This is a genomic window from Mesoterricola sp. JemC181 (genome assembly GCF_055384585.1).
This window is the reverse complement of the sequence record NZ_AP045076.1, coordinates 4,362,920-4,377,725: the sequence shown is the minus strand read 5'-3', so window position 1 is coordinate 4,377,725 and position 14,806 is coordinate 4,362,920. Positions and strand designations below refer to the sequence as shown.

Sequence of the window (14,806 nt, the reverse complement as noted above, 5' to 3'; positions counted from 1 at the left end):
GTCAGGCTTCCCTGAAGCCCAGCACGGCCCCCGCCTCCCGCAGGCCGGCCAGGAAGGACAGGAGCCCGGGCAGGTCCGCCAGCCCGAGCTCCTCCGCCACGGCCGCCAGGGAGGCGCCCCGGGCCCGCGCCAGGAGGCAGGCCGCGGCCTCCGTCAGTTCCCGCCACTGGATGAAGCCTTGCGCGTCCCGGCTGGCCAGGAGGCGGCAGGCCCCGGGCTCGGGCGCGGGCGCCTCCCAGGTGGCCTCGTGGACGCGGTACGCGTAGGCCAGAACCTGGGTGGAGGGCGCCAGCACCAGGAGGTCTCCGGGGCGGGGCACGGCGCGCAGGCCCGCGGGGGGGGCCTCGTCGGGGAGGTGCTCCACCAGCTGCCTGACCAGCTCGAAGTGGGCCAGCTCCAGGAGGAAGGGCCACCGGTCCAGGCCCCAGGCCGAGGTGGCCAGCCAGCCCAGGAACGTGGCGGAGATGTCCCGGTAGAAGGGGCTCCGGAAGGTCCGGCTGGAAAGGAAGCCGGCGCGGCACGCTTCCCACGCCCCGGCCCCCTCGAGCAGGGTCCGGGTGAGGGGGAAGTCCTGGTCGACGGGTTCGCAGATGTCCTCCCGCACGGCGTCCCGGTAGTACAGGAGCCGGTCGCGGTAGCGCCGGAAGGCGGCCTGGTCCCCCCCCGGCAGGCCCCGGGCCGCGGCGAAGGCGCCCGGGTCGGCCTCGAAGGCGGCGGCGTCGGGATCCAGGGCCAGGGCCGCGAGGCTGCGCTGCAGGGCCAGGACGGCGTCAGGCATGGGCGGCCAGGGCCTGGTCGTAGGCCTCCTGAAGCGCGGCGCGCTCGGCGAGCAGCTCGGCCAGGGGCGGGATGTCGTTGTCCCGCTCCAGCAGCACGGGCACGGGCCGGCCGATGCGGGGCAGCACGAAGCGCATGAGGTCCACGACCGGATCGGCCACCGGGGCCCCGTGGGTGTCCACCACCAGGTCGCCGTAGCGGTCGTGGCCGGCGATGTGGATCTGGGCGACCCGGTGCAGGGGCATCCCCTCGAACCAGCGGTAGGGATCGAAGCCGAAGTTCAGGGAGTTCACGTAGACGTTGTTGATGTCCAGGAGCCAGCCTGCGTCGGCGCCCTCGAGGACCTCGGCGATGAAGGCCGCCTCGTCCATCCCCGCCTGCCCCAGCTCGGCGTAGTAGGTGATGTTCTCCAGCAGGAAGGGCACCGGGAGCCGCGGCTTGAGCTCCCGCGCCCGGGCCGCGGCGTGGCGCGCCGAGGCCCGGGTGAAGGGCATGGGCAGGAGCTCGTGGGTGGTGGCGCCGTCCACCGAGGTGAAGCACAGGTGTTCGGAGTGCCAGGGGCTCCCCGAGGCGATGAGGAAGCCCGCCAGGTCGGCCAGGTAGGCGTCGTCGAAGGGATCGAAGCCGCCCACCGAGAGGCTGAGGCCGTGGGAGATCACAGGGGCCCTGGCCAGGATCGTCCGGGTCAGGGCGGCCACCCTGCCGCCGTCCCCGATGACGTTCTCCGGGGCGATTTCCCAGAAGGGGACGTCAGGGGCCTCCCGGGCCACCGCCTCCAGGTGGGGGAGGCGGAGGCCCAGGCCGACGCCGGAGAAGGCCATGCTAGCCCCTCCCGCCGCAGCGGGGCACGCTGGCGCAGCGATGTCCGCAGCGGGGCACGCTCGCGCATCTCCGGCCGCAGCGGGGCACGCCGGCACATCGCCGCCCGCCGCAGCGGGGCACGCTGGCGCAGCGCCTGCCGCCGCACCGGCGCTGTTCCAGTTCCGGCGCCGGGGCGGTCTGGCCCGCCGGGGCGATCTCCCGGGCGGAGAGGGTGGGCGCGGCGGTGGCGGGCAGGCTGGAGCCCGCGGAGAAGAGGGTGGCGATGCCGATGAGGGTCGTGATCATGGTGCGCTCCGCGCGGCGCAGGCCGCACTGGGATCCCGGGGGATCCGGATGGGGTGAGGGCCCGGGGACGGCGTCCGCGGGGCGGGTCGAGGGGACAGTGTTTTTGCCCAGACTTAACGTCTCGAATTCCATTGCTACAAATCGGACCAAGACCGAATTTACTTGAGTGGAAAAATCGAATTAAATATATATTATAAAAGAGTTTATACACATATAAAACGGATGGGGCCGCTGTCCTGGCGGACGGCGGCCCCTTGCATTTCTTACGTTATAATAATTCCAATTCCCTTACTTGGCCGTGGGTTCCTTCCCTTCGGAAGACGTGGAGGACGAGGACGAGGATGGAGCGGTGGCGGCATGGGGCCAATCGACCACGGCCTGGTTCAGGCGGTCCCAATGCCCTTTGAGGGGGACCCTCTCCTGGACGAACTCCATGCCCTTGGGCACCAGCCGGACGAGGTGGTCGTTTCCCGCGCGGTAGTAGGCCAGGCGGGTGCGCTGCGCCTTCCGGGTGGCCTTGTAGGGGAACAGCCAGTGGTTCCTCTCGCCCGGGCCGCCCGGTTCGATGCCCTTGAGATCGGCCTTCATGGTGGTCACCCCGTGGGCGCCGACGATCCAGATCTGGTGCTGGCCGGGGCGGGTGTAGGCCAGCTGCTCGGTGCCGTTGCCCAGGAAGTCGCCCGTGGCGGCCAGGAGATCCTGGTCCACCGAGAGATCGCTGGTGTCGGCCGGTATCAGGTCGGATTTCGGGGTGTCGGCCCCCTTCTCGAAGTGGCCGGCCACGAAGCCCTGGGAGGGCTGCTTGAGGCGGGCCCCGTTGGTGAGGACCTTCCACCCCGGGGCGCCCTTGCGGGCGTAGACGAGGTCGGACACCCCGGTACCCGTCAGGTCCAGGGGGGCGATGAAGGTGTCCTCCCCCAGGTCGGCCAGGTCCGCGGGGCCGGAGGCGCCGGGGGCGGCCAGCATGGGGAATGCAAAGGCTTCGGCCGAGTCCTGGGCCACGATGCGGAAGGCGCCCTTGTCCAGGGACGCGAGGCGCTGGAGGGGCTGCAGCGGGTGGATCGCCCCCTCCCCGACGGCGTCGGGGGCGGGCTTGAAGATGCCGTGGACGAGGCAATGGGTGAGGGGGGTGGTGGCGTGGGCGGTGGCCAAGCCTGCGGCCAGGGCAGCCCCGAGGAGGATGCGATGCATGGAGGTACTCCTTTATGGATAAAAAATGGACGTTATGGCGCGCCAATCCATGAATGCAAGGAGAACCTCCAAGGTTCTGTATAAATTAAAAATCAGGCTTCCTCGGCCCGTTCCTTCTCCAGCTGGGCCAGGAACACTTCCAGCCACTTGGTGGAGAACTCGCCCTTGATGAAGTCCGGGTGGTCCATGATGCGGCGGTGGAGGGGGCTGGTGGTCTTGATGCCCTCCACGACGATGGTGTCCAGGGCGCGGCGCATGCGGGCCAGGGCCTCGGTGCGGTCGTTGCCGTAGGCGATGAGCTTGGCGACCATGGAGTCGTAGTAGGGCGGGATGACCGCGTCCTGGTGCATGGCGGTGTCCATGCGGATGCCGGGACCGCCGGGGAAATGGAGCGCGGTGATGCGGCCGGGGCAGGGGGTGAACTTCCAGGGGTCCTCGGCGTTGATGCGGCACTCGATGGCCGCGCCCCGCAGGACGATGTCCTCCTGGGCGTAGGAGAGCTTGCGGCCCGCGGCGATGCGGATCTGCTCCTTGACGATGTCCACGCCCGAGACCAGCTCGGTGATGGGGTGCTCCACCTGGACGCGGGTGTTCATCTCCATGAAGAAGAAGTCGCCCCGCGCGTCCAGCAGGAACTCGATGGTGCCGGCGTTGAAGTACCCCACGGCCCTGGCGGCGCGCACCGCGGTGTCGTGGATGCGCTTGCGCAGCTCGGGCGTGAGCGCAGGGCTGGGGCTCTCCTCGATCAGCTTCTGGTGCCGGCGCTGGATGGAGCACTCCCGCTCGCCCAGGTGGATGATGTTGCCGAAGAGGTCGCCGAGAATCTGGACCTCGATGTGGCGGGGCTCCAGGAGGTACTTCTCCATGTACACCGAGTCGTCCGTGAAGGCGGCCTTGGCCTCGGTGCGGGCGGTGTTGTACATGTCCGACATCTCGTCGGGGGAGTTGACGATGCGCATGCCCCGGCCGCCGCCGCCGGCGCTGGCCTTGACGATGACGGGGTAGCCGATCTTCTCGCCCCAGGCCAGGGCGTCCTCCACCGTCTCCACGATGCCGTCGCTGCCGGGCATGAGGGGCACGCCCGCGGCCAGCATGGTGGCCTTGGCCTGGGCCTTGTTGCCCATGGTGCGGATGATCTCGGCGTTGGGGCCGATGAACACGATGCCGCAGGCCTGGCACACGTCCACGAAGTGCGGGTTCTCGCTGAGGAAGCCGTAGCCCGGGTGGATGGCCTCGGCGCCGGTGACTTCGGCGGCCGCGATGACCTGGGGGATGTTCAGGTAGGACTTCCCGCTCGGGGGCGGGCCGATGCAGATGTCCTCGTCGGCGAACCGCACGTGCAGGGCGTTGCGGTCGGCCTCGGAGTACACGGCCACCGTCTGGATGCCGAGTTCCTTGCAGGCGAAGATCACCCGGAGGGCGATCTCCCCGCGGTTGGCGATGAGGATCTTGCGGAAGGGCGGCTCGCCGTTCTTGACGGCGGGCTTGCGGTTGGGGGTCGCGCGCTTGACGGGGCTCATGGCGCTAGCGCACCCGAACGGCGAAGAGCCGCTCGCCGTACTCCACAGGCTGGCCGTTCTCCACCAGGACCGCCACCACCTCGCCGGCCACGTCGCACTCGATCTCGTTCATGAGCTTCATGGCCTCGACGATGCAGAGGGTCTGGCCGGGCTTCACGTAGTCCCCGGGCTGCACGTAGCTGGGGCCGTTGGGCGTGGGGCTGCGGTAGTAGGTGCCCACGATGGGGCTGGTGATGAAGTGGATGCCGGGATCCTCGGGCTTCTCCTCCGCCGCGGGCTGGGCCGGGGCCACCAGGGTGTGGGTGGGCATGGCCGCCAGGGGCATGACGGGAACCGTGGAAGGCGGGGGCGGGACGGGGGCGGGGGCGCCGCCCTTGCGGATGCGGAACTTCACGCCACCCGTCTCCATCTCGAATTCGTCGATGTGTTCCCGGGCCACCAGGCCGATGAGGGCCTTGATGTCCTCCAGGCCCAGGGCGAGGGCTCCGGAGGGAGCCTTGGCGGGGAGGGCGCGGGGGGGAGCGGGTTTCTTGGCAGGACTCATGGGCACTCCACGGGGAGCATCAATCGACGCTCGGGGGTTCGTCCGGGGTTTCCGCGAGGACGGCGGCCTTGCGGGAGCGTCCCTTCAGGCCGGTCTCGTCGGGCCGGAATTCCTTGCTGGCGGCGTCCAGGATCCCGTTCACGAACTGGGTTCCCTCCTGGTCGCTGAATTCCTTCACGATCTCCAGCGCCTCGTTGATGACGATGGGGAAGGGTATCTCCTTCAGGAACATGAGCTCGTAGACCCCGAGGCGCAGGAGGTTGCGGTCCACCACGGCCATGCGGTGGATCTTCCAGTGCTCGGCGAAGCGGGTGAGGACGGCGTCGATCTCCTCCAGGTGCCCGTGCACCCCGTCAACCAGGCGCCGGGCGTAGTAGAACGCGTCCCGGTTCAGGTCCTGGATGGCGTTGAAGCCCGCGAACACCTCGTCGGGGAGGTAGTCCGTGAGATCCATGGCATAGAGCATCTGGAGGGCGTATTCGCGCCCCCGCCTGCGAACACCCATTACTTCGTCCCCTTCCTGGGTCCCGGAAGGGCGCGGAAGAGATCCACGGATTCCAGGAGCGTCATGGCTGCTTCCCAGCCCTTGTTGCCCATCTTGGTGCCGGCGCGGTCGATGGCCTGCTCCACCGAATCGGTGGTGAGCACGCCGAAGATGACCGGGATGCCCGCCTCCAGGCCCACCTGGGCGGTGCCCTTGGTGACCTCGTTGGCGATCATGTCGAAATGGGGCGTCCCGCCGCGGATGACCGCGCCCAGGACCACGATGCCGGCGTAGTTGCCTGTCTGGGCAACCTTCCTGGCCACCTGGGGCAGCTCGAAGGCCCCCGGAACCCGGATGAGGTCGATCTGGGCCTCGCTTCCCCCGTGCCGGAGGATGCAGTCCGTGGCGCCGCCTATCAACCGGTCCACGATGAATTCATTAAAACGTGCGGCAACGAGAGCGAACCGGTCGCCCTTTTCCACACGTAGCTGGCCCTCAAAGATCCCCATGGGAACCCCCCGAAAGGTGGTTGAATTGAAGACAATAGCACAACTGGAGGCAAAGTCGAATCAAAGGGGGTGCTCCAGGGCCAGGCCCGCGTCCGCAAGTCCCCAAGGCACAAGGTGATCAATCTGATCCCGGCCCAGGGTGATGCCGAAGAGTCGCCAAACGGCCAGGGAGTAAACGTCGGGCAGGTACCGGCCCCACATCTTCACCGGCAGCTCCCCCACCTCGATCGTGGGCGACAGGGCCAGCATGAGCATGTACTCGATGAGGAAGGACGCGTTGGACGCGATGCGGCCCGAGTAGGTGACGCCCGCGCGCTGCTCCAGGATGCGGGCCTCGTGGATGCAGGAGCCGAACTCGCTCTCCACCAGGTCGGCATGGGTGGTGAGGATCACCTCGGCGCGGAAGCTGCGCTCCCCCCCTTCCACGAAGGCCGGGAAGCCCTCGGCGAGCTCGGCGGGCGTGAGCCCCTTGCCGGCGTGGCGGGCCCAGTCCCAGTCCCTGGCCAGATCCACGAGGACGCCGGGTTCGGGCACCCTCAGGTCCACCAGGAGGTTGATGTCGTTGTAGCGGCCCCGGTGCTCCTCCTTCACGACGCCCACCACGGCGGGGTGGCGGCGGATGGCCTCCTCCATGGACTCCATCTCCCCGGGGGTGCCCACGAACTTGAGGCCGATGCCGTCGTCGATGCGCAGGTCCTCGGGCTTGAAGACCAGGACGCCGTCCCGGAAGGTGCGGCTCACGATGCGCTCGGCCTGGTCGTAGTCCTGGGCCATCTCCTGCTTGGAGGAGAGGAGCTCCTTCAGGGGGATGCCGTAGGTCTCCGCGCGCTGCTGGGCCAGGAGCCGGGCCCGCTCGTTGATGGCCCCCGCGAGCCGGTCCGCCACGCGCCGCGAGCACTTCTCGGCGATGCGCCGCAGCCGCTTGATGCGGGCCATGCCCAGGATGGTGCCGTCCTCCCGCAGCCCCAGCATCACGTCCGAGGGCGTGCCGGGGAAGAAGTCCTCGGGATGGTTCCGGTAGAGGCTGAAGAGCTCCTGCTCGCGGGGGCCCGGGTTCCTGCAGGAGGCGACGATGGCGTCCCGCAGCTCGTCCTTGGACCGCAGCCGCGTGAGCGTCACGGGCCCGGGGTGCACGGCCTGCTTGATGCCCGTGAGCAGGTCCCGGACCACGGGGGCCGAGATCAGGTTCTCGTACGTGGTCACCTGCGTGAGGAAACGGCCGTCCCCCCGGAGGGGGCAGTCCGCGAACCAGCGCGTGGCCAGCTCGAAGAGTTCTTTGCGGTGCGTGATGCTGGTCAGGTGCATGGATCCGTGCCTGGTTCTGCTTGATGTTACTCCCCCCGGCAAGGGCCGGGGCGCCCAATCAGGCCGGCTGCTGCTGGGTCATGCAGTGCATGGCGCCGAAGCCCCAGATGAAGTCGCCGCTGTAGATGCCCACCACCTCCCGGTCCGGGAAGAGGGAGGCGATGAGGTCCAGCGCGACCCGGTCGTTGGGGTCGTTGAAGACCGGCACCAGCACGAGGCCGTTGGCGACGTAGAAGTTCCCGTAGCTCGCCGGGAGCCGAATGCCGCGGTAGGAGAGGGGCCCGGGCAGGGGCAGCTCCACCACCTCCAGGGGCCGCCCGTCCTGGTCCGTGGCGGCCCTGAGGCGGCGCAGGTTCTCCTGGAGCGGGGCGTGGTTGGGGTCGTCCTTGCGGGGCTCCACCACCGTGACGACGGTGCGCTCCCCCACGAACCGGGAGAGGTCGTCCACGTGGCCGTGGGTGTCGTCGCCCTTGATGCCGTCGCCCAGCCAGATCACCTTGCGGATGCCCAGGTGCTCTGCGAAGGCCTTCTCGTAGCCTTCGCGGCCCAGCCCCGGGTTGCGCTCCTGCACGTTGCTGAGCAGGCACTCCTCGGTGGTGAGCAGCGTGCCCCGGCCGTTCACGTCGATGCTGCCGCCCTCCAGGACCATCGCGGCGCGCCGGGCCTTCACGCCCGCGGCGCGGGCCATGAAGGTCCCCACCTTGTCGTCCAGCTCGAAGTTGTCGTACTTGGCCCAGGCGTTGAAGCGCCACTTCACGGCGCCCAGCGCTTCCCCGTCCTTGACGAAGCAGCACCCGGAGTCCCGCAGCCAGATGCGGTCGGTGGGCAGGGCATGGAAGCGCACGTTGTCCGAGAGGGCCCCGGCCCGGTCCAGGACGCCCCGGGCCCGGGCCTCCATCGCCGCGTCCCGCACCAGGATCTCCACCCGCTCGCGCCTTCCCAGGTGGCGGATGATCTCGGCGAACACGAGGGGGATGGCGGCGAACTTGCCGGGCCAGTCCATGCGGTTGTGGGGCCAGGCCAGCCAGGTCGCGGCATGGGGCTCCCATTCTGCGGGCATTCGGATCATGAGTCCCTCAGTCCAGATACCTTCGGGGCAGGTCCCCGTAGGCGTCGATGCGGCGGTCCCGCAGGAAGGGCCAGTTGCGACGGGTGGTCTCCAGCAGCTCCAGGTCGATGTCGCCGATGAGGATCTCCTCCTTGTCGTGGCTGGCCTGGGCGAGGATGCGCCCGAAGGGGTCGGCCAGGAAGGAGCCGCCCCAGAACTCCAGCCCCTGGCCCGGGGCCTCGTCCCCGCGGATGTTGCCGGTCTCGAAGCCCACCCGGTTCACGCCGGCCACGAACACGCCGTTGGCGATGGCGTGGCCCCGCTGGATGGTGCGCCAGGCGTCGTACTGCGATTCGCCGTATTCCGCCTTTTCCGCGGGGTGCCAGCCGATGGCCGTGGGGTAGAAGAGGACGGACGCCCCCATCATGGCCGTAAGCCGGGCCCCCTCGGGATACCACTGGTCCCAGCACACCAGGGTCCCCAGCCTGCCGAAGGTGGTGTTGTGGGCCTTGAAGCCGAGATCCCCCGGGGTGAAATAGAACTTCTCGTAGTAGAGCGGGTCGTCGGGGATGTGCATCTTGCGGTAGAGGCCCTTGATGGCGCCGTCGGTCTCCAGCACCGCCAGGGTGTTGTGGTAGAGCCCCGCGGCCCTGCGTTCGAAGAGCGAGGCGAGGATCACCACGCCGCACGTGCGGGCCACTTCGCCCAGCAGGTCCGTGGCCGGCCCCGGGATGCTCTCGGCCAGGTCGAACAGCGCGATGTCCTCCCGCTGGCAGAAGTACTGGGTCTGGAAGAGCTCGGGCAGGCACACCACCTGGGCGCCCCGGGAGGCCGCCTCCACCACGAAGGCCGCGGCCCGGCGGAGGTTCTCCTCCGGCTCGGGCCCGCAGGCCATCTGGACCAATCCAACTCGGAAGTGCTTGGGGGACAAGGCGGACCTCTGAAAAGGGGAACCCAGGATAGCAGGTCGGTTTCCCGGACGCCTTGACGGGAGTGTGCCAATAGTCGAATCGTTATTTATAAAGGGCTGCGGCGTTTGTGGGTTCAAGGAGTGAATCCAGGCCCCCTGCGACCAGGACCTTTCCGCCGGGAAGCAGCGTCGCGGTGCCGTTCCTGACGCCATCCTCCTGTTTGGCCGCGGGAACGAACGCCATCCGGGCGGGATCGAACAGCTCCGCCTGCCCCGTGACGGTGGACCCTCCGGCCGCGGGGCTTCCCCCCGTGATCAGGACCGGGCCACCGGGAAGGAGGGTCGCGGTGTGGTCGCGGCGGGGCACCCCCATGGCCTGGGCGGCGGTGAAGGTGGGGGCGGCCTGGGAGAGGTCGCACACCTCGTTCCCGGCCAGGGCGCCGCTCGCATGCCCCCCGGCAAGGAGCAACCGGCTGCCCGGCAAAAGGGTCGCCGTATGGGCCGATCGCGCCTGGAGCATGGATCCCGCCACCGCCAAGGTCCGCGTGGCCGGATCATAGACTTCCACCTCGGCGGAAGCCTGGCCGCCCGCAATGATTACCCGGCCGTCCTCCAGCACGGTGGCCGTGTGCCGTGTCCGCCCCCCGGCCAGGGCCGCCGGACACGGGGCGAAGGTCCCCGCGGCGGGATCGAACACCTCCATGGAGGCCAGGGGCGCGCCGGCGGCATCCTCGCCCCCGATGATCAGCACCTTGCCGGCATCGGGCCCGACGGTGAGGAGGGCGGCGGCGTGGTTGCTCCGGGGCGTGGCCATGGAACCCAAGGGGGACACGGTTCCCGAGGCCGGGTCGTACCGCTCGGCGCTGGCCAGGGCGCTCCCGCCCATGCCTCCCGCCAGAAGAACGCTCCCGTCCTGCAGCAGGGTGGCGGTGTGGGCGTAGCGGGGCGTCCCCATGGCCGCGGCGGGGGCGAAGGCGCCGGCGGCGGGATCGTAGGTTTCCATGGACGCCGTTGGCACGAGACCGGCGGCGTAGGTGAGACCCCCCGCCACCAGCACCTTGCCGGACGGGAGGAGGGTGGCGGTGTGGTGGGCTCGCGGGGTGGCGAGGTCTCCCGTGGCCGTGAAGCTCCCCGCGGTGGGCGCCTGGGCGGGACGGGGGCCACCTTGGCCCCCGCCGCCACAACCGATGGCCAGAAGGGCCCCGAAGGGTATGAAAAACCTAAATAAAAATTTCATGGATGGACCTCTCGTGCAATAAGTGATTCAAATCAGTCCCGGGTTTCAGCCAGGGAACCGATTCCCTTTCATTTCTTTGGATGACTATATATCTGCCTGTATTAAAGGCGTTTAGTCATGAACATCCCTCCGGGGCTTGGCGCCGGGGCGCCCCGGCAGGATGAAAAATTCTATAAATTAATACCTTCTTTGGGCACTCCTGATGACCCTGCTGGTAATCCTGGATCGCCCGTGTTCCGAACTTGCGCCCTGAACCGAGGCCCTTTTCGGACGGCGAAGGCTGCGCCGTGGCCGTGGACGGCGGCACCGTGCGGGTCGCGCGGGCGAGAACGGATGGGGCCGCCCAGGCCTTCGGCGACCCCTGGGTGCCCTCGGAGGCCTATGCGATCGCGGCCGCGCGCCGCTGGGACGCCAGGGAGCGCAGTCCGGGCCGGGACGAAGGAAGGAATGGGGTGAATCCAAACCAGGGCCGGTTCAGACCCGGTCCAACAACCTCAACAACCCATCCAGAATCGTAAGCGGATGCGGCGGGCACCCCGGGATGAACAGGTCCACGTGGATTCCGGCCCCCACGGCGCCGCACAGCTGCTCCTCCTGCTCCAGGTAGGGGCCGCCGCTGATGGCGCAGGCGCCCACGGCGATGACGAGCTTGGGGTCGGGGGTGGCCTCGAGGGTCTTGGCCAGGGCCAGTTCCATGTTGCGGGTGACGGGGCCGCAGATGAGCACGGCGTCGGCGTGGCGGGGGCTGGCGACGACCTGGATGCCGAAGCGGCCCAGGTCCCAGCCGATGGTGCCCAGGACGTTCACGTCCACCTCGCAGCCGTTGCAGCCGCCCGCGCTCACCACGCGAAGCTTGAGGGAGCGGCCGAAGAGGGCCAGGGCCTTGGCCTCCAGGGCCTCGGCCACCCGGTAGCCGGCGCCGGAGCGCACCAGCAGGTCCTCCCGGGTGCGCGTGGCCAGGCGGAACTCGTCCGTGAACCGCAGGCTCCTGTCGGGGCAGGCGTCGGTGCAGGCGGTGCAGAACAGGCACCGGCCCAGGTCGATGGCCAGGCCGGGCACGGCGCTGATGGCCTCGGTGGGGCACGCGTCCATGCAGGCCCTGCAGTCCGGGGGGCAGGGGCCCTCGGGCACCTCGGGAAGGCCGCGGAAGCGGTCCGGCATGGCCGGGACGACGTCCGGGTAGTGGTTGGTGCGGTGCCCTTGCCGCAGTCGGGAAGCCAGGATCTTCAGCATCAGAGGTCGAACCCGCAGTATGAGAGGTTGAAGCTCTTGTTGCACAGGGGAAAGTCGGAGATCTCCTCGCCCCGCAGGGCCAGGGCCAGTCCGGTCCAGTTGTGGAAGGAGGGGTCCACGATCTTGTAGCGGGAGAACCGGCCGTCGTCGTCCGTGAGGGCCAGGTGGGCGATCTCCCCGCGCCAGCCCTCGGTCATGCCCAGGGCCAGGTGGTTCGGGGGCAGGGCCCGGGGGGCGTCGACGTGGACCGGTCCCGGCGGCAGGGCCCGGAGCACGTCCAGGGCCCAGCGCAGGAACTCGACGCTGGCCTGGATCTCCTGGGTGCGCACCCGGGCGCGGGCCGCCACGTCGCCCATGTCCTCGTTCACGGCCGGAATGGCCGCCTCCAGGTAGGGGCCGAAGGGGTGGTCGCGGCGCACGTCCCGGTCCAGGCCGCAGGCCCTCGCCGCGGGCCCTACCATGCCGATGTTCTTGGCCTGGGCGCGGACGATCCGCCCGGTGCCCTCCAGCCTCGCCAGGACCGACGGGGTGTGCCAGAGCAGGTCCACCGCGTTGGCGGTGTCGCCCGCGGCGGCCTCCAGGCGCCCACGCAGGTCGTCGATGCGGGCCGTGTCCACGTCGAAGCGCACGCCCCCGGGCCTCAGCAGGTCCCGGCCCAGGCGGCTGCCGCAGAGCACCGCGGTCATGTTCAGCCAGTCGCCCCGCAACCGCCCGCAGTAGGAGAGGGTGGGGAGGAAGCCCACGTCGCCGGCGATGGCGCCCAGGTCCCCGGTGTGGTTGGCCAGGCGTTCCAGCTCCAGGGCCACCGCGCGGATGAGGTTGGCCCGCAGGGGCACCTCCAGGTCAAGCAGGCCCTCGACGGCCAGGCAATGGGCCCACAGGTGGCCGATGGTGGTGTCGCCCGCAGCGGTCTCCATGTGCTTGAGGGTGGAGCGGTGGGGCCCTCCGGCCAGGGTGCGCTCGATGCCGCGGTGCTGGTAGCCCAGGGCGATCTCGAGGTTGAAGACGGTCTCGCCGTTGCACTGGAAGCGGAAGTGGCCGGGCTCGATGACCCCCGCATGGACGGGGCCGACGCCCACCTCGTGCACCTGGCGGCCCTCCACCCGGTAGAAGTCGGCCACGCCGGGCCGGATGGGCCCGGTGCGGTCCCAGGCGTCCCTCGGGGTGCCCAGGGCGCGCTGGTAGCGCACGGGCTTGAACCAGGGGTGGCCGAAGATCTTCAGGCCGCGCTGTTCGGCGATCTCCCGCTCGAAGAGGTGGGCCTCGGGGCAGCGGGGCGTGATGGACGGGAATCCCGCGGCCGGGAAGGTGGTGCGCACCGCCCGGAGCACCGGGCCGGCCCCGGAGGCCAGCACCGCGCAGCCCGCCAGGTCCGGGCCCACCGAGAGGGCCACGAGCCGGTGGCTGTCGCCGCAGGACTCCACGATGAATTCCTGGAAGTCCGGGAAGGAAAGGAGGGGCACCTCGGAAAGGGGGATGGCGGTGCCGTTGATGATGGGCGCGCTGGTCACGGCTGGCCCTCCACCAGGAGCGCCGCCCGGGCCAGCAGGGACTGGAGGGGGCCCGGAAGCCAGGTGCCCAGGATCAGCGCCAGGGCCAGCGCCAGGACCAGGGGCGCGGTGAGTCCGAAGGTGTCCTCGTAGTGGGTGCGCACGCTGGCGGGGTTGGGGTTGCCCTGAAGCACGGGCAGGATCACCGAGCCCATGGCGGTGAAGATGGCGGCCAGCAGCGCCAGGAAGAGCGAGCCCGCCATGAGGTGCCCACCGCCCAGGGCGGTGGACGCGATGCCGAAGATGCTGGTGAAGGGCGCGAAGGGGGGCGAACCCACGATGGCCAGGAAGCCCAGCAGGAAGCACCAGCCCGACACCGGCAGGCGCCGCATGGCCCCGCTCACGTCGGCCAGGCTCTTGCTGGAGAAGCTCCGCACGATGTTGCCCGAGCCCAGGAAGAGCACGCTCTTCACCAGGGCGTTGGCCGCCACGTGGAAGAGGGCGAACAGGGTGGCCTTGCCGCCGATGCCCACCCCGAAGGCCAGGATGCCCATGTGCTCGACGCTGGAATAGGCCAGGAGCCTGCGCAGGTCCCCCTGGCGGATCATGAACACGAAGGCCCAGGCCATGGACAGGAGCCCCATGCCCACCAGCAGCTCCCGGCAGAAGAGCCCCAGGCCCGCGGCGGCCATGATCGAGAAGAAGCGCAGCAGCGAGAGGAAGGCCATGGTGGTGACGCCCCCGGCCAGGATGGTGCCCACGATGCCCGGGGTCTCGCCGTAGGCGTCGGGCTTCCAGGTGTGCATGGGGGCCAGGCCCATCTTGGTGCCGTAGCCCACCAGCAGGAGCACGAACCCGGCCTTGAGCCAGGGGGTGGGCATGGCGCCGGCGTTGGCCACGAGCCGGTCGATGTAGATGGGTTCGCCCAGGCCGCCCTGCTGCGCGGCGTAGGCCACGAAGAAGGTTCCCAGGAGCGCCAGGGCCATGCCCACCGAGCAGATCAGGAGGTACTTCCAGGTGGCCTCGAGGCTGCGCTTGTTCTTGTTGTAGTAGAGCAGCGGGGTGGTGGACAGGGCCGTGGCCTCCATGCCCACCCACAGGACGCCGGGGTGGCGCGAGGTGGCCACCAGCGAGGCCATGCCGAGGAAGCCCAGCATGGCCACGCCGAACACGCCGAAGTTGCGTTCCATGCGCAGGGCGAGGTAGGCCGGGGCGTAGAGGGAGCACAGGGTGAAGATCGTGGAGACCACCAGGAGCATCCATCCGCCCAGGGCGTCCAGGCGGAACCAGGCGTCGGGCTGGAGGTGGGAGGAGCGGGTGAGGGCCACCAGCACCAGGGCCAGGTGGAGCACGCCCGCCACAGGCAGGACCCGGGCCCGGTGCAGGCCCGGCTTCATGAACCACACGATGGCCGCGGCGATCAGGGGCATGTAGATGAGGGCGAGGATCAC

15 protein-coding genes are annotated in these 14,806 nt (G+C 69.6%); all 15 read right to left on the bottom strand.

What is annotated here, in order from left to right; translation table 11 throughout:
- Position 1: 1 nt before the first annotated feature.
- The gene (locus ACZ5MC_RS19205; RefSeq protein ID WP_464516525.1) at positions 2 to 778 is read right to left on the bottom strand and encodes an HvfC/BufC family peptide modification chaperone; all 777 of its coding nucleotides are present in this window, start codon (positions 776 to 778) and stop codon (positions 2 to 4) included.
- Positions 771 to 1,598: an MbnB/TglH/ChrH family RiPP precursor modification enzyme gene (locus tag ACZ5MC_RS19200; RefSeq protein WP_464516524.1), complete on the bottom strand. Its 828-nt coding sequence runs from the start codon at positions 1,596 to 1,598 to the stop codon at positions 771 to 773. Before ACZ5MC_RS19200 ends, ACZ5MC_RS19205 begins: the two co-directional genes overlap by 8 nt.
- A gap of 1 nt (position 1,599) precedes the next feature.
- Positions 1,600 to 1,884 carry a hypothetical protein gene (locus ACZ5MC_RS19195; protein ID WP_306602103.1) on the bottom strand — a complete coding sequence of 95 codons (285 nt, stop codon included), beginning with the start codon at positions 1,882 to 1,884 and terminating at the stop codon, positions 1,600 to 1,602.
- A gap of 288 nt (positions 1,885 to 2,172) precedes the next feature.
- Complete coding sequence (locus ACZ5MC_RS19190) at positions 2,173 to 3,075, bottom strand: hypothetical protein (protein WP_464516523.1); 903 nt, start codon at positions 3,073 to 3,075, stop codon at positions 2,173 to 2,175.
- Positions 3,076 to 3,167: 92 nt separating this feature from the next.
- Positions 3,168 to 4,595, bottom strand: a complete 1,428-nt coding sequence (gene accC / locus ACZ5MC_RS19185) for an acetyl-CoA carboxylase biotin carboxylase subunit (RefSeq protein WP_306602101.1) — start codon at positions 4,593 to 4,595, stop codon at positions 3,168 to 3,170.
- A gap of 4 nt (positions 4,596 to 4,599) precedes the next feature.
- Complete coding sequence (gene accB / locus ACZ5MC_RS19180) at positions 4,600 to 5,139, bottom strand: acetyl-CoA carboxylase biotin carboxyl carrier protein (protein WP_306602100.1); 540 nt, start codon at positions 5,137 to 5,139, stop codon at positions 4,600 to 4,602.
- Positions 5,140 to 5,158: 19 nt separating this feature from the next.
- Complete coding sequence (nusB, locus tag ACZ5MC_RS19175) at positions 5,159 to 5,644, bottom strand: transcription antitermination factor NusB (RefSeq protein ID WP_306602099.1); 486 nt, start codon at positions 5,642 to 5,644, stop codon at positions 5,159 to 5,161.
- Complete coding sequence (gene ribH, locus ACZ5MC_RS19170) at positions 5,644 to 6,132, bottom strand: 6,7-dimethyl-8-ribityllumazine synthase (protein ID WP_306602098.1); 489 nt, start codon at positions 6,130 to 6,132, stop codon at positions 5,644 to 5,646. The genes nusB and ribH overlap by 1 nt, the downstream gene beginning before the upstream one ends.
- Positions 6,133 to 6,192: 60 nt before the next feature.
- Positions 6,193 to 7,437: a hypothetical protein gene (locus ACZ5MC_RS19165; protein ID WP_306602097.1), complete on the bottom strand. Its 1,245-nt coding sequence runs from the start codon at positions 7,435 to 7,437 to the stop codon at positions 6,193 to 6,195.
- Between the two features lie 58 nt (positions 7,438 to 7,495).
- Positions 7,496 to 8,506: an agmatine deiminase family protein gene (locus ACZ5MC_RS19160; protein WP_464516522.1), complete on the bottom strand. Its 1,011-nt coding sequence runs from the start codon at positions 8,504 to 8,506 to the stop codon at positions 7,496 to 7,498.
- 7 nt (positions 8,507 to 8,513) lie between these two features.
- The gene (locus ACZ5MC_RS19155; RefSeq protein ID WP_464516521.1) at positions 8,514 to 9,380 is read right to left on the bottom strand and encodes a carbon-nitrogen hydrolase; all 867 of its coding nucleotides are present in this window, start codon (positions 9,378 to 9,380) and stop codon (positions 8,514 to 8,516) included.
- 118 nt (positions 9,381 to 9,498) lie between these two features.
- On the bottom strand, positions 9,499 to 10,632 hold the full coding sequence (locus tag ACZ5MC_RS19150; protein ID WP_464516520.1) for a Kelch repeat-containing protein: 1,134 nt from the start codon (positions 10,630 to 10,632) through the stop codon (positions 9,499 to 9,501).
- Positions 10,633 to 11,106: 474 nt separating this feature from the next.
- Positions 11,107 to 11,865 carry an NADH-quinone oxidoreductase subunit B family protein gene (locus tag ACZ5MC_RS19145; RefSeq protein WP_464516519.1) on the bottom strand — a complete coding sequence of 253 codons (759 nt, stop codon included), beginning with the start codon at positions 11,863 to 11,865 and terminating at the stop codon, positions 11,107 to 11,109.
- A complete protein-coding gene (locus ACZ5MC_RS19140; RefSeq protein WP_464516518.1) occupies positions 11,865 to 13,376 on the bottom strand; it encodes a hydrogenase large subunit in 1,512 nt (503 codons plus the stop codon). The genes ACZ5MC_RS19145 and ACZ5MC_RS19140 overlap by 1 nt, the downstream gene beginning before the upstream one ends.
- Positions 13,373 to 14,806, bottom strand: a complete 1,434-nt coding sequence (locus tag ACZ5MC_RS19135; protein ID WP_306602091.1) for a proton-conducting transporter transmembrane domain-containing protein — start codon at positions 14,804 to 14,806, stop codon at positions 13,373 to 13,375. Before ACZ5MC_RS19135 ends, ACZ5MC_RS19140 begins: the two co-directional genes overlap by 4 nt.

Excerpts from the sequence above, each read along its gene's own strand:
- ACZ5MC_RS19145 (WP_464516519.1), bottom strand. The coding sequence starts at position 11,865 with ATGCTGAAGATCCTGGCTTCCCGACTGCGGCAAGGGCACCGCACCAAC.
- ACZ5MC_RS19190 (WP_464516523.1), bottom strand. The coding sequence starts at position 3,075 with ATGCATCGCATCCTCCTCGGGGCTGCCCTGGCCGCAGGCTTGGCCACC.
- ACZ5MC_RS19205 (WP_464516525.1), bottom strand. The coding sequence starts at position 778 with ATGCCTGACGCCGTCCTGGCCCTGCAGCGCAGCCTCGCGGCCCTGGCC.
- ACZ5MC_RS19155 (WP_464516521.1), bottom strand. The coding sequence starts at position 9,380 with ATGGCCTGCGGGCCCGAGCCGGAGGAGAACCTCCGCCGGGCCGCGGCC.
- accB (WP_306602100.1), bottom strand. The coding sequence starts at position 5,139 with ATGAGTCCTGCCAAGAAACCCGCTCCCCCCCGCGCCCTCCCCGCCAAG.
- ribH (WP_306602098.1), bottom strand. The coding sequence starts at position 6,132 with ATGGGGATCTTTGAGGGCCAGCTACGTGTGGAAAAGGGCGACCGGTTC.
- ACZ5MC_RS19165 (WP_306602097.1), bottom strand. The coding sequence starts at position 7,437 with ATGCACCTGACCAGCATCACGCACCGCAAAGAACTCTTCGAGCTGGCC.
- nusB (WP_306602099.1), bottom strand. The coding sequence starts at position 5,644 with ATGGGTGTTCGCAGGCGGGGGCGCGAATACGCCCTCCAGATGCTCTAT.
- ACZ5MC_RS19160 (WP_464516522.1), bottom strand. The coding sequence starts at position 8,506 with ATGATCCGAATGCCCGCAGAATGGGAGCCCCATGCCGCGACCTGGCTG.
- accC (WP_306602101.1), bottom strand. The coding sequence starts at position 4,595 with ATGAGCCCCGTCAAGCGCGCGACCCCCAACCGCAAGCCCGCCGTCAAG.
- ACZ5MC_RS19200 (WP_464516524.1), bottom strand. The coding sequence starts at position 1,598 with ATGGCCTTCTCCGGCGTCGGCCTGGGCCTCCGCCTCCCCCACCTGGAG.
- ACZ5MC_RS19150 (WP_464516520.1), bottom strand. The coding sequence starts at position 10,632 with ATGAAATTTTTATTTAGGTTTTTCATACCCTTCGGGGCCCTTCTGGCC.
- ACZ5MC_RS19195 (WP_306602103.1), bottom strand. The coding sequence starts at position 1,884 with ATGATCACGACCCTCATCGGCATCGCCACCCTCTTCTCCGCGGGCTCC.